Source organism: Bradyrhizobium sp. sBnM-33 (genome assembly GCF_032917945.1).
In the GTDB taxonomy this organism is placed as follows: Bacteria; Pseudomonadota; Alphaproteobacteria; order Rhizobiales; family Xanthobacteraceae; genus Bradyrhizobium.
In genome coordinates, this window is record NZ_CP136624.1 from 2,492,083 (window position 1) to 2,509,544 (window position 17,462).

General features: G+C 59.9%; 13 protein-coding genes and 2 pseudogenes. 12 read left to right on the forward strand and 3 right to left on the reverse strand.

Annotated elements, in window-relative coordinates:
* Positions 1-59 precede the first annotated feature (59 nt).
* Together RX328_RS11515 and RX328_RS11520 are read left to right on the forward strand one after the other, a co-directional pair.
* Positions 60-2,186, forward strand: a complete 2,127-nt coding sequence (locus RX328_RS11515) for a DNA/RNA non-specific endonuclease (protein WP_213253695.1) — start codon at positions 60-62, stop codon at positions 2,184-2,186.
* 256 nt (positions 2,187-2,442) lie between these two features.
* Positions 2,443-3,803: pseudogene (locus RX328_RS11520) on the forward strand (ISNCY family transposase).
* Here the strand turns inward: RX328_RS11520 and RX328_RS11525 are convergent.
* Together RX328_RS11525 and aepX are read right to left on the reverse strand one after the other, a co-directional pair.
* Entirely contained in the window at positions 3,698-4,333 is a 636-nt protein-coding gene (locus tag RX328_RS11525) for a phosphocholine cytidylyltransferase family protein (RefSeq protein ID WP_249726833.1), read from the reverse strand. The pseudogene RX328_RS11520 and the gene RX328_RS11525 overlap by 106 nt on opposite strands.
* 212 nt (positions 4,334-4,545) lie before the next feature.
* A pseudogene (gene aepX, locus RX328_RS11530) lies at positions 4,546-5,411 on the reverse strand (phosphoenolpyruvate mutase).
* 524 nt (positions 5,412-5,935) lie between these two features.
* On the opposite strand from aepX, the gene RX328_RS11535 reads away from it, so the two are divergent.
* The 4 genes from RX328_RS11535 to RX328_RS11550 all read left to right on the forward strand — a co-directional run bounded on the left by RX328_RS11535 (position 5,936) and on the right by RX328_RS11550 (position 8,573).
* Positions 5,936-6,232 carry a hypothetical protein gene (locus RX328_RS11535; protein ID WP_108523344.1) on the forward strand — a complete coding sequence of 99 codons (297 nt, stop codon included), beginning with the start codon at positions 5,936-5,938 and terminating at the stop codon, positions 6,230-6,232.
* 534 nt (positions 6,233-6,766) lie between these two features.
* A complete protein-coding gene (locus tag RX328_RS11540; RefSeq protein ID WP_190242259.1) occupies positions 6,767-7,426 on the forward strand; it encodes a Ulp1 family isopeptidase in 660 nt (219 codons plus the stop codon).
* 84 nt (positions 7,427-7,510) lie between these two features.
* Entirely contained in the window at positions 7,511-7,696 is a 186-nt protein-coding gene (locus RX328_RS11545; protein ID WP_057853200.1) for a hypothetical protein, read from the forward strand.
* 325 nt (positions 7,697-8,021) lie between these two features.
* Positions 8,022-8,573, forward strand: a complete 552-nt coding sequence (locus RX328_RS11550) for a hypothetical protein (protein WP_213253696.1) — start codon at positions 8,022-8,024, stop codon at positions 8,571-8,573.
* A gap of 712 nt (positions 8,574-9,285) precedes the next feature.
* Here the strand turns inward: RX328_RS11550 and RX328_RS11555 are convergent.
* Entirely contained in the window at positions 9,286-9,702 is a 417-nt protein-coding gene (locus tag RX328_RS11555; RefSeq protein WP_213253697.1) for a hypothetical protein, read from the reverse strand.
* Between the two features lie 925 nt (positions 9,703-10,627).
* On the opposite strand from RX328_RS11555, the gene tssA reads away from it, so the two are divergent.
* Genes tssA through tssG form a run of 6 tightly spaced genes read left to right on the forward strand, consistent with a single transcriptional unit; the run spans position 10,628 to position 17,391 of the window.
* Complete coding sequence (gene tssA, locus RX328_RS11560; RefSeq protein WP_213253698.1) at positions 10,628-12,232, forward strand: type VI secretion system protein TssA; 1,605 nt, start codon at positions 10,628-10,630, stop codon at positions 12,230-12,232.
* A 38-nt stretch (positions 12,233-12,270) separates the two neighbouring features.
* Positions 12,271-12,762 carry a type VI secretion system contractile sheath small subunit gene (gene tssB, locus RX328_RS11565; protein WP_213253699.1) on the forward strand — a complete coding sequence of 164 codons (492 nt, stop codon included), beginning with the start codon at positions 12,271-12,273 and terminating at the stop codon, positions 12,760-12,762.
* Positions 12,763-12,795: 33 nt separating this feature from the next.
* Entirely contained in the window at positions 12,796-14,280 is a 1,485-nt protein-coding gene (gene tssC, locus RX328_RS11570) for a type VI secretion system contractile sheath large subunit (RefSeq protein ID WP_213253700.1), read from the forward strand.
* A 12-nt stretch (positions 14,281-14,292) separates the two neighbouring features.
* Entirely contained in the window at positions 14,293-14,688 is a 396-nt protein-coding gene (gene tssE, locus RX328_RS11575) for a type VI secretion system baseplate subunit TssE (RefSeq protein WP_213253701.1), read from the forward strand.
* 4 nt (positions 14,689-14,692) lie between these two features.
* Positions 14,693-16,441, forward strand: coding sequence for a type VI secretion system baseplate subunit TssF (gene tssF, locus RX328_RS11580; protein ID WP_108523289.1), 1,749 nt, complete (start codon positions 14,693-14,695; stop codon positions 16,439-16,441).
* Positions 16,405-17,391 carry a type VI secretion system baseplate subunit TssG gene (tssG, locus tag RX328_RS11585; RefSeq protein ID WP_213253702.1) on the forward strand — a complete coding sequence of 329 codons (987 nt, stop codon included), beginning with the start codon at positions 16,405-16,407 and terminating at the stop codon, positions 17,389-17,391. The genes tssF and tssG overlap by 37 nt, the downstream gene beginning before the upstream one ends.
* Positions 17,392-17,462 lie beyond the last annotated feature (71 nt).

The following is a 17,462-nucleotide window of genomic DNA, read 5'->3' on the forward strand; positions in this document are numbered from 1 at the left end:
GAAGCCGAGCCACGGGCCGGTTTGTGTTGTTTCTAAAGATCTAATTTTACGGGGAACGTATGCAGATTGATACTGAAGTAGTCGCCACGACGACCGCGCGAGTCGACTCGAAGCGCGGTGAACTCAAGGCACCTGCGGCAAAGCCTGATCTTCCGAAGGATCGGGCGGATCGCGTCACTCGGTACATCAATGAAAACCGGACGCCCGATGACATCGCCGCCCTAGAGCGCGCGATGGGAACGAATGACCTACTGAGCCTACACTACTTCTGGGCAGGCATTCGTGCGGCCCGTTCTGTTGGTTGCATCAAAATACCACCGTCGCCGGGTGATCGCGGAGGGTCTGCTACTGGCTTCATGATCGCCCCCACACTCCTGCTAACGAATTGGCATGTTTTTAAGATGCCGGAAGTAGCAGGCCGCTCGCGTGTCCAGTTCGCATACGAGTCGGACCCCCTTGGAAATGACCGAATCCCCACCTGGTTTTCCTTCGCTCCTGACAAGTTCTTCTTCAAGAATAAGGATCTCGATTATTGCGTCGTGGCGGTCGACCCTCTTTCAAAGCAAGGGACGGAAGAGCTGGCGAGTTTCGGATGGCTTCGCCTGAATCCTCAACTCGGCAAGGCGGACTACGGCCAGTTTCTTTCCATCGTTCAGCATCCCGGAGGCCAGAGCAAGCAGATAGCCATTCGTGAAAATAAACTATTGCCCTTCGATGACACTGAAGACTTTCTCACCTACCAGAGCGATACCTTCCGAGGCTCGTCAGGCTCGCCAGTGTTCAACGATCTTTGGGATGTCGTTGCCCTACACCACTCGGGAAAGCCACTGAAAGATAGCCAAGGTCGCTACATCGGTCACGACGGCCAGCCCATTACCGACCATAAGCCGCTGGAGCACGAGATCAAATGGATAGCAAACGAAGGCGTCAGGACCAGCCGGCTCGTAGCTGACATCAGGAAACAGGCTGCTCGTCATGATCTCCTGCCGGTGCTTGAGGCGGCTATCCAAGGAACGATCAAGCCAACTGCAGCCGAACTCGAAATCGACGTGGAGCCGTCAGCACGGCCTACTTTCGCACCGCAGCTCATTCCAGCAAGCCTGCCGAGTGAGGGATTCTCACTCGTCTTGCCACTAAACGTCTCGCTCAAGGTTGAAAGCCTTTCGAATCCTCCTTCTATCCGCTCGTTGATCCCGGAAGTAAAGCCATTGGCTGCTCCGGCCATTGTCGCAAGTGCTGAGCCTGACGAGTTGTTGCTGGAGAAGCTTAACTTCGACACCGACTATAGCGATCGACAAGGCTACGACGAAAACTTCCTCGGCCGCGACCGTATTGCGGAATTCCCGACCATAGAGAGCGAAGATCCGAAGCTGATTGCTCCCTTGCGGGGCCGCGCCGGCAAGGTCCTCCACTACCATCACTACTCGTGCATGCTGCATGCACAACGGAGAATGCCGGTCCTTTCGGCCTGCAATACCGATTACAGCAAAGGCCAGAGGAAGATTAAGGGCCGCGAAACCTTTGGAAAGGACGAGTGGATAACCGATAGCCGCATGGACGAAAAGTACCAGCTGCCGAAAGGCTTCTATGATCGGTGGAAGAGACTCGATTTTGGCCATCTCGTGAGGCGAGATGATAACTGTTGGGGTGCGTCAAAGACAGAGATTGAGTACGCGAATTCAGACACGTTTCACCTGACGAACTGCACGCCCCAGCACGAAGCATTTAATCGCGATAAGTTTGGTTTCCACGGCTTGTGGGGGCGGCTCGAAAATCACATTAGCAGGCAAGCATCCTCCGATAGGACGCTGGCACGCCTGTCGATCTTTGCTGGTCCAATTTTCACGATGCGGGATCTGAAACTTGAAGACGAGGAGGCAGGCAACGTTTATGTGCCGCTATCCTATTGGAAGGTAGTCGTTGCACCGACCAGGAGCGGCAGCATCAAGGCGTTCGGCTTCGTCACATCGCAAAAGCAGGAGCTAGCTGACGATTCACCGTTTGAGGAATTCTCGCCAGAAGGCTTCGAAGACGAGCAAGCGACATTGGCGGAAATCGAAAGACGCACTGTTGTCCGGTTTAGTGCGACGTTGAAAGCGGCCGACGTCATGAATGACCGGCCCGTGCAGGAGGAGGAACTTATGCCCCTCTCGTCATTCGAAGATGTCTGGATGGGGAAGAAATAACTGCGGGAATGGAGGCTCATGCTCGATGGCCGCGGTGCTTGGAATGACAGACGTGTGATCGAGTGGCATGCCCCGTTGCTTGAGCTATCGCAAGGATCAGGGCAGGGAGTTCGCGAACTATGCGTGTACGACGCTGGTCTTTTGGGTGCTGGCAGGACCTTCTGCGAACGAAGCTGGTCAATCTTCGTTCTACTGGTGGGCCGGTGAAAGCGAACCCCGCTGGCCTTGCACGACATCACGTTCTTCTCGCTGAAGAATGAGCGATCTTCGCGAAGGTTGGATGACCCATGCTGACCGGGTTCTGGCGGATGAACAGATCGTCGGTGCGGTGTACGAGGCGCTGGCGAGACGACATCCCAAGAGTCGTGGTCGTGGTCGGCTGGGCGCGCCGGCCGAGGTGGTGTTGCGATTGTTGATCCTCAAGCACGTTCGCAACTGGAGCTATCACGTGCTGGAACGCGAAGTGCGCGCCAACCTGGTTTACCGCGACTTCACCCGGGTGGGCGGCGGCAAGACGCCGGACGCCAAGACAATGGGGCGCTGGGGCTTGGCTGTGGATCCGGAGACAATCAAGCAGATCCACGACCGGATTGTGCAAGTCGCGCAGCAACAAGGGGTGACGCAGGGACGCAGAATGCGCGTGGATACGACGGTGGTGGAGACCAACATCCACTACCCGACCGACAGCACGTTGCTGGGCGACGGGGTCAGGGTGTTGATCCGCACCATGAAGAAGGTCACCAAGATCGTCGGCACGGCCGGAACAAAACTGCGCGACCGAACGCGAAGCGTAAAACTGCGCCTGCTCGATATCTCGCGAACCGCACGTGCCAAAGGACCGCTCAATCACGAGAAGCTCAAGCAAGGCTACCGGCGGCTGTTGAACTCGACGAGCCGTGTGGTGGGGCAAGCGAAGCGCTTCTCCCATGAGATCGCCACCGGCGTGAAGCGGGCCAGGGGCATCTTGAAACGGCTGGCGCTGCAAGGCTTGCGGCAGGAGCTGGAAGCGATGATGCCGCTGGTGCGGCAGGTGATGCGGCAGACCCGGGAACGCATCTTCCGCGGCAATACGCGGGCAGAGGACAAGCTCTTCAGCGTGTTCGAGCCCTCGACAGAGATCATTCGCAAGGGTAAGGCCGGCAAGCCCAACGAGTTCGGCAAGATGGTCAAGCTGCAGGAAGCCGAAAACCAGATCGTGATCGACTACGAAGTCTACGACCGGCGGCCGAGCGATACGGACCTGTTGATCCCGGCCATCGAAATCCACCAAGCCAAGCTCGGTCGCACGCCACGTCTGGTCGCGGCAGACGCCGGGTTCTACTCCGCCAGGAATGAAGCTGCGGCGAAGGCAAGTGGCGTCAAACGCGTCTGCATCCCCAATCGCTCCACCAAAAGCGTCGCGCGCAAGCGCGAGCAGAAGAAGCGGTGGTTCCGCAACGGCCAGAAATGGCGGACCGGATGCGAGGGGCGCATCAGCGTGGCCAAACGGCGGCACGGGCTCGATCGCTGCGCTACAAAGGCAGCACTGGAATGAAGCGCTGGGTCGGGCTCGGCGTTGTCGCTGACAATCTCATGAGCATCGGTCGCGTGATGGAAGAACAGTCACTCCAAAGGTAGTCCACTTCCAGCGCCAATCTTGGCCTCTCATCGCCCCGCGGCCCCCGCGGGGCTTCTCGTTGTCTGCGTGGTTGACCCCGCCCTTCAGAGCCGCGATTTTTGCGCCGGAAAGTAGCTAGAGCGACTGCAGCCACGTCGGTTGCTTGGCTGACCATCAGGTAACGCAACGCGTTCTCTTCGAAGAAGACGTCGCCTTCGAGAAGAAAGCAGTTTCCGGAACGAAGCGTGTCGCGCGCCAGCCACAGGGAATAGGCGCTGCCGGTACGGTCGAAGACCGACGACTCGACATACTTGATTTCGAGCTCGCCAAAGCGGCTGCCGCAGGCATATTGAATGTCGTCTTTGCGGTAGCCTACGACAATCGTTACCTCTTTGACGCCCACCGCCTCCAGGTTTCGCAGGGCATTGTAGAGGATTGGTGTGCCGTTGACCTCGACCAGGGGCTTCGGCCGCAAATCCGTCAACGGTCTTAGACGAGAGCCGAAGCCGGCGGCCAGAATGACGCCTTTCTTGGGCGCATTGGTATTCATTTCGGTCCCATCAGCGTTGCTCGATATCGCGTCCACACACCCAGGCGTTAAGGACTCAGACAAGCCGGCTCAGGCCGATCCAAGAATTCAGTTCCACGTGTTCAGAGTTGCGGTCAGACGCCGCAGGGCTTTGCCGAGTAATTCGAGATCGATGCCACAGGAGGTGCCGGAAAAATTGCGACATCGGCGTATGTTGCAGCGCGGATGAGACGCTATTTGCCGTCGGTCAGGGTGAGGGGAGATATCGGCGCGTCCGCGCGGGCAAGTTCGTCGTATCTCAACAGTTGGAAGGCCTCGTCGAGCGTCGCAATATTGGGTTCAATGCTCGCAGTGGTCTCCTCAGCGATGATACGACCGCAGACCTGCCGCATTGCCGCTATGCAACTCGCATGGAGTGGTTGGCCCAGATCACTGTGGAGATGCGCGCATTGCGATACGCAGAGACCGGCGTTCGATAGTATTTCGTTGGAACGATCACGACTGGCAACCGGTTCCGCCAGGCGCGTGCGAACGAAAGGATCTCGTCTGCGGCGCTCTTGCGCGAGTGAATGAGGATCGCATCGGCTCCCGCGTCGGCGTAAGCGTGAGCGCGCAAGATTGCTTCGTCCATTCCATGGCCGCCGATTAGCGCTTCGATCCGGGCCACAAGGACCAAGTCGTCCGCGACTGTATCCTTCATGGCACGCAAGCGGCCGGAGAATTCATCGATATCGGCGAGGGGATGCCTATCGCCAACAAGCGAGTTCATCTGGGGGAAGCAACTGTCCTCCAGTGCGACGCCAGCAGCGCCACGCTGACGGAGTTTGCGTGCCAGCAGACGAGCATTGTTGAAGTTCCCGAAGCCTCCGTCCCCATCAACAAGCACAGGGAGCTCAGTCGAGTCCACGATGCGCTCAACTACGAGTTGGCTCCAGGACGCTTCGTTGGCATCGCGGTATCCGAGGGAGCAGGCAATCGACAAACCCGACGCCCAGAGACCCTTGAAACCTGCGCGCTCGGCGATCGCGGCGGAGAGGCCGTCATGCGCTTCCATGAGGAATGAGAGTTCGCTGCTGGAGCAGACCTGAGCGCGCAGCATTTCAGTGAGTGAGGAATCAGCGCGTGGATCAGAGCCACTGGCGGGAACAGATTATTGTGATTGGTTTTGCATGCCGATTCCTTGCCGGTGCGTTTGATCGGCCGACGTTCATCAGTGGAAGGTGACATGTTTCTGTCATCGAGATCAATTACGAGGGTTGGTAGTTGACCGTGCCGCAAAATTGTTGCGTCTCGCGCCAGACGAGCAGGAATCGTAGTTAAGCCAAAACGATCACAAGATGTTCGATGGTTGGTAGCGGAAATTGAGAGACGCACGTGTATCCCATGCGCCAATCGAGTTGCCTTCCCGTGCATCGTTGATCTTGTATTTTGCGCGGTTTTGAGACTGCGTGACGCGCGATAAGGGTTCAGTTCGCTCGCGTTCTGCGACCCTCGCATAAGGGTTTGGCGTTTCGGAGTACGCCCGAGCGGCTCGCGATCCGGACTCGGTCGCATTGTACGGGAACTCTCTAGTCGATCGTGTCACGTACGTGTCTAACTCCGTTCAGCTCGCTGATCATGAGCATGGGGAAGGTTGCGCGGGACGGACGCGAAGTCCTGGTCCCTCTTGTGGAGATGAATTCAAGGGACCTGCCGGACCACGATGCCCGTTACTTGATCGCGGTAAGTGACGGTGATAGTGCTCCGCATGGCGTGGTCTCCGATCCGGTACTTCAGCGCCGGATGTTCGAGGTTGATTACCGCGGAGACTATGCCGCCTTCAATTCCAACCAATCCGGGATGGGACCTTGGGAGGACGCAGCCAATGTTGCCATCGCGGTCTGCAAGGGCCGAGCCATCATCGACCTTCGGCCATCTTGAGCGACCGGCGCCTCCTGGATCTAGCGCCGCTTGGAGCCACTTGGATCTGCCAGCCCAGTTGTCACACCCCCCGGTTGACATACAGGCCATCGTGCCGGCGGAGGACTTCCCACGTGCGAAGGACTTCACACATATCGTCGGCTTGGGATGGGACTTAGTTGCCAATCAGCGCCCGATGCCCTGATCGGTTCACTGAACAGAAAAGGCCTCCTGCCGACGACACCGCTCCGGTCGCGAGCACATTTTTACATCCATGGTCGGCCTTACACGACGAAGTTGGGGCAAGGAACAAGGGAGGCGACCCCAAACAATCTGGGAGGACTTGGCGTTCTGCTCATCCCTGGACATGGACTCGAATCTCACGAGCCGTTAGGGGCGGGCATCGAAAGCTTCCCGGGATATATGGGAGAAACATCGTCATCAACCAGGGCTGCGACGTCTGCGATGTCGACGAAGAATGCCAAAGGCTGTGGGCTGTGGTCGTGTTTTAAGTCAGGGGTTGGCAAAGCCCTCCGAGGGAGTCGTCGCGAAAAGTTGTCCGGCCATCTGGATCAATCGGATGGACAGGCCTCAGGATCGGGCATCCCGCTGCAGCCTCCGCTGGTGCTCGGTCCCACGGAATTGTTGGGTGACGAGCATATCACGGCGGATTACACACTGCTTGAGCGGGAGTTGCAGAGGGACAATTCGGATCTGGCCGCCCGGACGCGGTTCCTGCGGCCCGCGCAAGCTCATCTGCTGCGCTTGACCAAGGACGAGGACACCCGGCAGGAAACCTTGCGGGGGATCGTCAACGACGAGGATGGTAACGATACCGCCAACTTCCTGTTCGTGCCAGTGAACGATGGCGGTGTCGGTGGCGGCGGTACGCATTGGTCGCTGCTGCTCGTTGATCGCCGCGAGCCGGAAGGGAGGGTTGCCTATCACTACAACTCCATCCGGAGATCTAACAGCACCGGGGCAAGCCAACTCGCAGGAAGGCTGGGCACTCGCCTTGAACCAGCCCGCATGGCCCGACAGGGGAACAATTATGATTGCGGCGTCTTTGTCCTGGACGCCACACGGACGCTGGTTGGACGATTGGCGGAAGGACAGCGGCCTGACGACGAGCCGCTTCACCTCGACAACCTCGTCGCCGATCGGCAGGCACTTCGGGATCGACTCAGGGGTCGTCCGCATTTTGCGACGCGGTGACACGCTTGGGCTGATGGAGCTGGCTGGAGCGTCTCATGCCGGCACCAGAACCTTGGCCGGCTACGAGGCAACACGTGCGAGGCGATGATCCTCATGGAGGGCTGCCGCTACCTCGAAGCCGTCCGCATGAGGCGGAACTCCTCCCAGAGCACGGGAATCCAGATCGTCAAGCCGAAAGTATTGGACGACAACCCGCTCGCACCGGAGCATTCCCTGGCCGCGGTGATCGAAGCCGAGAATGCCACCGCCCGCGCCTTCGTGAATGCGTAGCTTGGCAAGGTGAAGCGTGTCCCGGACCGAAATTGAGATTGAAGGGGAGTCCAACGCCGTCCCATCGGATCTGATGCGCGCGACCCGCTATGCGTCCTTCAAGGTGAGGGCGCCGAGGCATGCTCGGCCACCGGCGCGGACGCGAGCAGGCCCGTCGAGGCCGCCAAGGACGAATTGCAGCGACTGTTCGGCGAAGAGCGTGAGGCGACAAAGGAACGCGAGGTCTATGATGCCGCCTGGAAGGCCTACAATGTGCTGGTTGGCCAGGCGCCAGGCCCCCTTCCAAGTCGCTCTCGGATCCGTCGTCGACGAGCTGCAGCGAGCGATGGCGACCGCAACCGACATGCGCAAGACGCTAAAAGATCTCTGCGGCCAGCGAGATTGCGCGAAAGCGCAACAGATATTAGAACTGGAGGCCGAGCGGACGAAGCTGGAACAGAAGTCGTCGCAATGTCGCGAAGCGACCCGCAACGCCGAGAGGATAGTGGCCGACGCGGCGAGGGATCTTTCCGACGCGCGGCAGGTGCTGGCCGCCGCGGTCCTCGAACGGGATGCCAGGGCGCTGCCCGAGCATGACGTTGCGCACGGGGTGCGCTTGCGCGTCCTCGGCTTCCTGAACGATGCACGGGACTTCTGGCGCGAGCACAAGCAGAGGCTCGAGACCGCGAAGACGCGTGAGGATGAAAGCCTTGCGGCGCGAGAACGCGACCATGAGGCTTGTGCAACCGACGTCACGTCATTTCCCGACGTGCCCATGCCGCAGCTCGCGCGGCTTTTGAACGCCGATCGCTCGGCCCGAGATCTCGGCGTGCCATGGCCGCCGCCGTGTCCTCGAAGGCTTCGTCTCCCGATCCCACAAACGGTTCGATCGGAGTGATCCTGCTCGACGATGCCTTGGGCGGGGCTGGACGCGGAGCATTTTGTCAAGATGCTGAAGTTCAATCCGTGATGCGGGACTGCAAATTATCGCGGTTTGATCAACGCGGGATGACGACTGGCGACGGCACATTCCGAACCTTGCCTGCTCAGTTCCCACAGCTTGGCGGACTTTAGCCGTCCTTAATTCCGGGGATCAGATTAATGTTTGCGCCGAGCGGATTGTTGGGGGTCGCTTCCCGTATCCCTGCCCCCAGCTGCGCCGTGTAGGGCTGACCACGAATAAACAGATTTGTCGCCTGGAACGGCCCCGGGAGGCCGCCTGTTCGGTTCAGTGCGCCGATCAGGACGTTGGGGGCCGGTTGGAACCCATGATTCCAGCCCAAGGGCACAATGTGTCCGAAATCATCCGTCGGCGCCCAAGCCGGTATTGCGGCTGCCGGACAGGATGACTGTTGCGGCTGAACCAACTCGCACGAAGCCCGACTGTCGTGAGCATCGTTTCGCATTTCGTAAAGTAAGGCCGTATCAAAATTCAAACTGCCATCGGGGTCCGGTAGAGGCGACAGTGGTAATTTAATTCCAATGGCGTCTCCGGCACAACGAGCAGTTGTTCGAGCGACTCCTGGAATGAGTTGAACTGCGGACCGTCTTCCCCCGCTGCCGACAATGGCCCGTCGACTTCCATCTCCCGCTCCAGCAGCGCCAGCAGCTCAAAATAGTTGCCGCTGATGGCCGCCGCCGCGGGAGACGCCTGCAACGAGGTGTGCTGCGAGGTGCCTTTCCCCGGGGGGCGACCGTGATCCGTCTATTTCCGTCTCCCGCGATAGCAGCTCCAGCAGATTTAAGTCGTTGTCGTTGATGGCTGCCGCGGGAGACGCCTGCAGCAAGGCGAGCTGCGGGGCGACTTCCCCCGCGGCTGACGATGGCCCGTCGACTTCCATCTCCAGCAGCTCCAACAGATCTAAGTCGTTGTCGCTGATGGCTGCCGCGGGAGACGCCTGCAGCGAGTTGTACGTCCAAAGCAGCTTCAATTCGATGCGCAGCGAGTGGCTATTTCTGACGCGCCTGAATTCCTTGCCATCTTCCTGCAGCGAATGGTCGTCGAGGCGGCCTGCTATCGCGCTCATGTGCTGCGTCTGGAGCTACTCACTGAACTTGCGAAGCATGGTAGCGGCCCTGCTGACACTGTACGGTTTTTCGAATCCCTGCCATGAAGTTCCGCTCGCAATGCCCGCTCTGGCCGCCTCGGCTGCCTTTTGGATGAGAGCCGCGTCTTCGGAACAGGGAGCGAGCTGCGGGCGCAAGACTTCCAGCGCTCTGGTCCCCAACATGAAGTTCCGGAGATGAGTCAGCCCATTGAAGATTTTTCTGTCACCACACTTTAGTTTGTAAAGCTTCGCATCTTCGTCCAGCGACGCGTCGTGAGGCCGAACAACAATGCCCTGTTTTTTTCTCGGAGAGCCAGCAAGAGAAGCGGCGAAGCAATACTCGCAACGGATTGCGGCTTGAGTCGACCCGCGGCAGGCTCGCCCGCAATCGCAGCCCTCTTGATGTCATTGAAGACCTCATTGAGGCGCTCCCTATCGTCACGATGGGGCTGCATCGGGGCCTGCGGCGAGTCGCCGCTGTCGCGTAGGAACTGGGATGTTCCAACGATGAAACATCGACGTACCGTGTTGAAAAATCCTCGTCTCATTGTCTTTCCAAGTTTCGCAGGCGCGAGCGCGCGTGGCGCGTTTGCCTGCGCCCAGGCTCCAGGAGGCCAATGACTGAGCCGACCCATTAGCCACCACCAACGCCTCTGATGTCGGGTTTGCAACAAGCTGTCGGGGCCATGACGTCTTCGATTGAGAGAATCGCTTTACAAATCAAGCCATTGCAATTGGCATAAGGCTTGAAAGAGGAATGGCATCCAGCAGCGCCTGTGCAAGGAGGGGCAGTGGTGGCTTACAAGAATGTCCACTCTCAGCTTATTGTATGCGGCGGTTACGACGTTGACCGTCCTAATGTCGCGATCCGTCGCAATGCCCGTCCGCGTATGGTTTTGTCACCGTGATCGACTCATGGGTGGTGGTTCGAGACAGCATCGATGCGCGTGCGCGCCACGGCGCTGCCCCTGTGCCGGGCCCCGTGCCCACCGGCATTAATGTCCGTGATGCGGCCGAATTCGAACGGCTCGAAGCCGAGGTGCGGCGCATGGATGCCGACGGACCAGCTGCGGTTGATTGGAGCAAAGTCAGTACACTGTCGCTCCATATCCTGTCGAACCAGTCAAAGGACATTTTGGTCGCCTGCTGGGCGACCTATGGTTTGTTTCGGACTGGAGGATACCAGGGTCTTGCCGTCGGTTTAGGCGTTTTGCGCGGCATGGTGGACGCCCATTGGGAGGGCCTCTTTCCGCCGATCAGGCGGGAACGGGCGCGCGTCGGAGCGATCGATTGGCTCATTGGTCGCGTTGGACCGGAGGTGGCGGAGAATGCGCCGACCGACGCCGACTATGCGGCAGTGCTCGCCGCCTATGAGGTGCTCGATGATCTCGATCGCCAATTGCGCGAAAAGCTGGTCAATGAGCAAGCCGCTTTGGGCAAGTTATTGAGGGCCCTGCAACCGCATTACGAACAGGCCAAGCGAGCGATCTCCGCGGCGGCTGAACGTGCGACCGAGGCCGCCCAAGCTGCCGAAGAGGCCGCTGCCGCACCGGCCGTATCCACTCCGCCGGTTGAGGAGGCTCAACCGGCAGCAGCGGAGGCATCGCTACCGGCTGGCGCCGATGGCGACTGGGCCGGCTTGATCGACCGCTTGCCTGATATGTTGCGGCAGGCTGCGGCTGTCCGGCGCGTCGCCTCGCCTTCAGACCCGAAGGTCTATCTGCTCAATCGCATTGGCTCATGGCTGCGTTTTGATGCGCTGCCGCCTGATACGGGGGGCCGCACGATGATATCGCCGCCCGACGATCACATCTTTGCGTTAGAAGCAAAGCTCGCGGCCGGTCAGCACGCCGATGTGGTGAATTTAGCCGAAGAGATCGTCTGGACAGCGCCGTTCTGGCTCGATGCTCACCGGCATGCCGCCAAGGCGCTGGAGCAAATGGGGCCGCTCTTTGAGCCGGCGGCCGCGGCGGTGCGCGCGGCAGTAGCTCTGCTGGCCACACGCTATCCGCGGACCTTGGCGTTTCAATTCGACGACGGCCGGCCGTTTGCGGACGAGGAAACGCGTGCCTGGGCCGCGGTGGGCGCAGCGGACGTGTCGACGGGCCGTGATCCTATCGATGAAGCGGTTGCCGAGGCACACAGGCTCATCGGCAGCGGGCACCGGCAGGCCGCACTCGAGGAGCTGTCGCGTGCGCTAGACCGCGCGACCGGAGAACGAGCGCGGTTCGTGGGCCAGCTTGCGCAAGCACGTTTCTGTATCGAAGCCGGATTCGTCACGACCGCCATCCCGCTGCTGGAGCACATGGAAGAGGTGATCGCCGAGCGCAACCTCGGAAGCTGGGAGCCTGGGCTTGCGCTCGACGTCGCCGAATTGCGCTTTCGTGCGCTGACTCATTCTGATTCGCTGCAAATGCTTGACGGGCCGCGCCGTCGCGCCGCGATGGAAAAAATCCGAACGCGGGTCACGGCCATCGACATTGCACGCGCGAGCATGCTTGGCGCCTAGCTGGACCGTGTCGGTGGCAAAGTATTAACGGAGCTGATATGTCGCAGGAAAGCTCGGTCGCTCCAAAGGAGCGCATCAATATCCGCTTCAAGCCGGCAACAGGCAACCTCAAGGAGGATGTCGAGCTGCCGCTCAAATTGCTGGTTTTGGGCGACTTCACCGGACGGGCTGATGACCGCCCGATTGAGGAGCGCGAGCTCGTCAATATCGACAAGGACAATTTCAACGAGGTTGTCAAAAGCCAGGAACTGACTCTTCATATCTCCGCCGAGAATAGGCTCGACGACCAGCCTGAATCCGGTAAGCTGTCGGTGTCGCTGGCGTTTGAGAGCCTGAAGGACTTCGAACCCGAGCGTGTCGCACAGCAAATCCCCGAATTGCGCGCCTTGACCGAATTGCGCGCGGCCCTGATCGCCCTGAAGAGCCCCCTCGGCAACGTGCCGAGCTTCCGCAAAGCCATCCAGAATTTGCTTGAAGACCACGGCGCGCGGCCGCGGCTCTTGAGCGAGCTCACCAGCAAGAGCGAGTGAGCGGATCAGCGAGCCGTTTTGAGCGAGGGCGCTATGACCGACACAAGTGCGCAGCAGCCGGCCGAAGTCACCACCACGACCACTGACCTTTCGCTGGTGGATCAAGTCCTCGTCGAAACCAAGATGACCCCGTGCGACGAGGGTTACGACCTCGCCCGCCGGGGCGTCGCAGCTTTCCTCAGTGAGCTCATCAAACCGAGCCGCGCCGACGAGCAGGTCAACAACGCCCTCGTCGATCAGATGATTGCCGAGATCGATCGCAAGATCTCGGCCCAGCTCGACGGTGTGCTGCACATGGACGAGTTCCAGCGGCTCGAGTCGGCCTGGCGCGGGCTGAAGTTCATGGTCGACCGCACTGATTTCCGTCAGAACATCAAGGTAGAAATCCTCAGCGTCAGCAAGGATGAACTGCTGACCGACTTCGAGGACAGTCCGGAGATCGTCAAGTCCGGCCTGTACAAGCACGTCTACACCGCAGAGTACGGCCAGTTCGGCGGCCAGCCCGTCGCAGCCATGATCTCGGCCTACGAGTTTGGCAGTGGCGGCCAGGACGTCAAGCTCATGCGGTACATGAGCGCGGTGGCCGCCATGTCGCATGCACCGGTCATTGCCTCCGCTGCACCGAACATGTTCGGCGTCGAACGTCATGAGGAGATCGCGGGTCTGAAAGATCTGCAATCGGTGTTCGAGGGACCAAAATACGCCAAGTGGAACTCGTTCCGCGAAAGCGAGGACGCTCGCTATTTCGGCCTGACGCTGCCGCGCTTCCTGCTGCGCTTGCCCTATGGTCCAGAGACCGTTCCGGTGAAGGCGTTTAATTACCAGGAGGCCTCAGATGGCGAAACCGATAACTACCTCTGGGGCAACGCTGCTTTTGCCTTTGCGACGCGCTTAGCCGAAAGCTTCGCCAAATATCGCTGGTGCCCGAACATCATCGGCCCCCAGTCTGGCGGCGCAGTTGAGGACCTCAGTCTGCATACCTATGAGGCAATGGGGCAATTGCAGACCAAGGTGCCGACTGAGGTTCTCATCTCGGACCGGCGCGAGTTCGAACTAGCCGAGCAGGGCTTCATCGCGCTGACCATGCGCAAGGGGGCTGACAATGCCGCTTTCTTCTCGGCTAATTCCGTGCAGAAGCCGAAATATTACGGGAACAGCCAGGAAGGCAAGGCGGCCGAGCTCAACTACAAGCTCGGCAGCCAGCTGCCCTATATGTTCATCATCAATCGTTTCGCGCACTACATCAAAGTGCTGCAACGCGAGAACATCGGCTCTTGGAAGAGCAGGCAAGAGCTGCAAGGCGAACTGAACAACTGGATCCGTCAGTATGTCGCCGATCAGGAGAATCCGTCGGCAGAGGTGCGCTCGCGGCGGCCTTTGCGAAAGGCGGAGATCATCGTCGAGGACGTCGAAGGTGAACCGGGCTGGTATCGCGTCGGCATCGCCGTCGTTCCACACTTGAAGTACATGGGCGCGGATTTTGCTTTGACGCTCAAGGGTAAGCTCGACAAGCAGTAGAGGTGGTAGACGATGTTCGACCGCAGCCTTATGGAGCGCTTGGAGGACGCGACGGCGACCAATCAGCCCTCGTTCGACCGTTTCCGGGCAAGCGTCCTGGAAAACTTACGTCGGGTTCTGAACTCGCGCCAGGGCTGCTGCGAAACACGGCCGGACTTCGGCATGCCCGAGCTCAACGAGGCGGTCGGGCAGGGAGCCGACGCGGTCCGCGCGCTCGCCCGTTCGCTTAAGCAGCAGATCGAGACATTTGAGCCGCGCTTGAAGAATGTTTTGATCCGCTTTCATGCCGATCCCGACAACCCGCTGCAGCTGAGTTTCCACGTCAACGCGACGCTCAATTATAACGACCAGGTGGAGCCGGTTGCCTTCGATGCGATCTTCGAGAAGCACGTCCAGGTGAGGGGCTGAAGCGGTGGCCCTTAATCCCTATTACGAGGATGAGCTGTCCTATTTGCGCGAGCTCGGCACTGACTTCGCTTTAGCCAATCCGAAGCTTGCGCCATTTCTCGGGCGTGACGCAACGGATCCCGACGTAGAGCGGCTATTGGAAGGCTTCGCCTTCCTTGTCGCGCGGCTGCGCCAGAAGCTCGACAACGAGTTTCCCGAATTCGTCCACGGCCTGTTGCGGATGGTATGGCCGCAATATCTTCAATCTCTGCCGCCCATTACGACTCTGGCCTTTGCCGCGAAGCCATCGGCGAGCGCCGCGAGCCCGAACGTACCGGCCGGCACGAGCGTTCGCTCGCGTCCAATTGAGGGAACGAACTGCACGTTCGTCACCTGCTATCCAATTGACGTGCTGCCGCTGGAGATTAACGACGTTCAGCTCGAGAACCGGACAAATTCGGCTCGACTTATTTTGGGTATCAAAGCAACCGGCCAGCAAAACCTGTCATGTCTTAAGAATGGTCGGCTCCGCCTCTTCTTCTCGACGGAGCGAGAGCCACAAGTGGGGCGCTATCTGTTGACTTGGCTGTGCCGGCACGTCACGCAGGCAACCGTCACGGTGGCGGATCGACAAGTCGTCACGATCGGAGCCGCACAGATCGCACCAATCGGCTTCAGCGATGACGAGGCGGTCTTGCCCTGGCCGCGCAACGCCTTCTCAGGATTCCGGATCATTCAGGAGTATCTGAGTTACCCGTCGAAATTTCTCCACGTCGAACTGTCTGGTCTCGAGCCGGTTGGGACCCACATGGAGACGGAATGCAGGCTCAGCCTCGAGTTTCAGCGTCCGTTCCCCGCGCAGTTGCGCGTGGGCAAGGGCCAGATTTGCTTGAATTGCACGCCAGCAATCAACGTCTTCAGCCACGAGGCCTCGCCGATCCGCTTGAAGCGGACAAAGACCGAATACCGGGTGCTTGCCTCCGGTGGGCCGAACTTCAGCATCCGTTCCGTCGACCGGGTGACCGGCTATGTGCAAGGCCGCCCCGAACGCACCGAGTTTGAGCCATTCGACCTGTTACGCCACGATCTGCCCGGCGCCGAGCGCAACCGCGCTTACTTTCGCGAGCGCATCCGGCCGGCGGTGGTCGGTCGGGGCGTCGATCACTATGTGAGTTTCGTTGACCGGCTCGACATCGGCCAGCATCCGCCGATCGACGTCGCATCCCTGCAATTGACTTGCTCCAACGGACCCATCGCCGACCGGTTGCCGGTCGGTGCAGTGGATCTGCCGACCTCTGATACGCCTCGCGCGGTTACCTTCTCCAATATCACGACGGTCGTTGCAGAGGTTCCGCCACCGGTCAATGACGGCCTGTTCCGGCGGCTGACGGCCAATCTGGCGCGCAATTACGGCGCCATGGTCAACGTCGACGCGCTGCGGACCATCCTTGGCAGCTACGATTTCCGTGCGGTCTACGACGTTCAGGCGCGTCGCCGCCTGGAGTTGCTGCTCGAAGGCCTCGACCAGTTCGTGACCACCGACACCGATCACGTGGTGCGCGGGGCGGCGATCCGAATGCGAAATATCGAACTGGCCGTGGTCGACAGCAAGATCGGTGGTGAGGGCGAATTGTTCCTGTTGGGTTCGGTGCTTGACGCCTTCTTCGCGACCTTCGCCGGTATCAACATGCTGCACCGGTTTTCGGTTCGCGGCACGGAAAGCAACGCACACTACCTATGGCCAGCGAGAAGCGGATTGATCACGCCGCTCTGACGGCGCCCGACGAACGCGATGAGCTTTCGGCGTTCGGGTTCTTCTCGCTCGTTGCGCATCTCGAGCGGCGCTTCAGCGACGCTCCCCCGATCGGATCCACCGACGATCCCGCGCGGGAGGCGGTGCGCTTCCGTGCGGCGCCGACGCTTGGCTTTCCTGCCGAAGAGATCGCGGAAATCAGACAGGTCAAGGCCGCCAGCGAGCGCGTGGAGGTAGACGTCAACTTCCTCGGGCTGCACGGTCCCTCCTCCCCGCTGCCGCCCTTCTACACCGAACGGGTCATGCACGCGGACGGCATGGGTTCGCTCGGCGATTTCTTTGATTTCTTCAATCACCGTCTGATCAGCCTGCTGCTGCGGATCTGGCGGTACTACCGCCACCATTTGCGGTTCGAGGAGGGCGCAACCGACGCGATCTCGGTGCTGATTGGTACGCTCTTTGGACTCGTGCCCGGGGAAGACACAGCCAACCAACGGGAATGGCGGGCGCGGCTGCTGCCGCATGCCGGCGTCCTTGCCTTGTGCAGCCGGTCGGCCGAGCTCGTGACCGGTGTGATTTCCAGCCATCTAAATATTTCGGCCCGGGTCGAGGAATTCATCTGGCGCGAGATCGACATTCCACAAGAGGCGCAGTGGCGCCTTGGTCGGCCTGGTCTTGAGCTCGGCGTTGATACCCTTGCTGGTGAAACCATGCCAGACATCGTAGGCAAATTCCGGCTTTGCCTCGGCCCGCTCAACCAGCTGCAGTTTCGGTCGCTGCTACCCGGTTGCGAGAGCCATACCATCCTTTGCCGTCTCATTAACTTTATTCTGCGCGAGCCCTTGGCATGGGATCTCCAGCTAGAACTAGCGCTCGGGCAGACGCCGGAATGGACTCTGGGCGAAGGAGAATTAGGCTGGACGACATGGATCGACCCGCCCAAGGGAACCGGAAGCCTTGTTCTGTTGTGATCGTTTTCGAGTTATTCTCGTATGGTGAAGATCATCCGCGATGCCGGGACACTGGACCATCATGGCGCGTC

Coding starts and splice junctions, on each gene's coding strand:
- RX328_RS11515 (WP_213253695.1), top strand. CDS start 60: ATGCAGATTGATACTGAAGTAGTCGCCACGACGACCGCGCGAGTCGAC.
- RX328_RS11525 (WP_249726833.1), bottom strand. CDS start 4,333: ATGAATACCAATGCGCCCAAGAAAGGCGTCATTCTGGCCGCCGGCTTC.
- RX328_RS11535 (WP_108523344.1), top strand. CDS start 5,936: ATGGGGAAGGTTGCGCGGGACGGACGCGAAGTCCTGGTCCCTCTTGTG.
- RX328_RS11545 (WP_057853200.1), top strand. CDS start 7,511: ATGATCCTCATGGAGGGCTGCCGCTACCTCGAAGCCGTCCGCATGAGG.
- RX328_RS11550 (WP_213253696.1), top strand. CDS start 8,022: ATGGCGACCGCAACCGACATGCGCAAGACGCTAAAAGATCTCTGCGGC.
- RX328_RS11555 (WP_213253697.1), bottom strand. CDS start 9,702: ATGAGCGCGATAGCAGGCCGCCTCGACGACCATTCGCTGCAGGAAGAT.
- tssB (WP_213253699.1), top strand. CDS start 12,271: ATGTCGCAGGAAAGCTCGGTCGCTCCAAAGGAGCGCATCAATATCCGC.
- tssC (WP_213253700.1), top strand. CDS start 12,796: ATGACCGACACAAGTGCGCAGCAGCCGGCCGAAGTCACCACCACGACC.
- tssE (WP_213253701.1), top strand. CDS start 14,293: ATGTTCGACCGCAGCCTTATGGAGCGCTTGGAGGACGCGACGGCGACC.
- tssG (WP_213253702.1), top strand. CDS start 16,405: ATGGCCAGCGAGAAGCGGATTGATCACGCCGCTCTGACGGCGCCCGAC.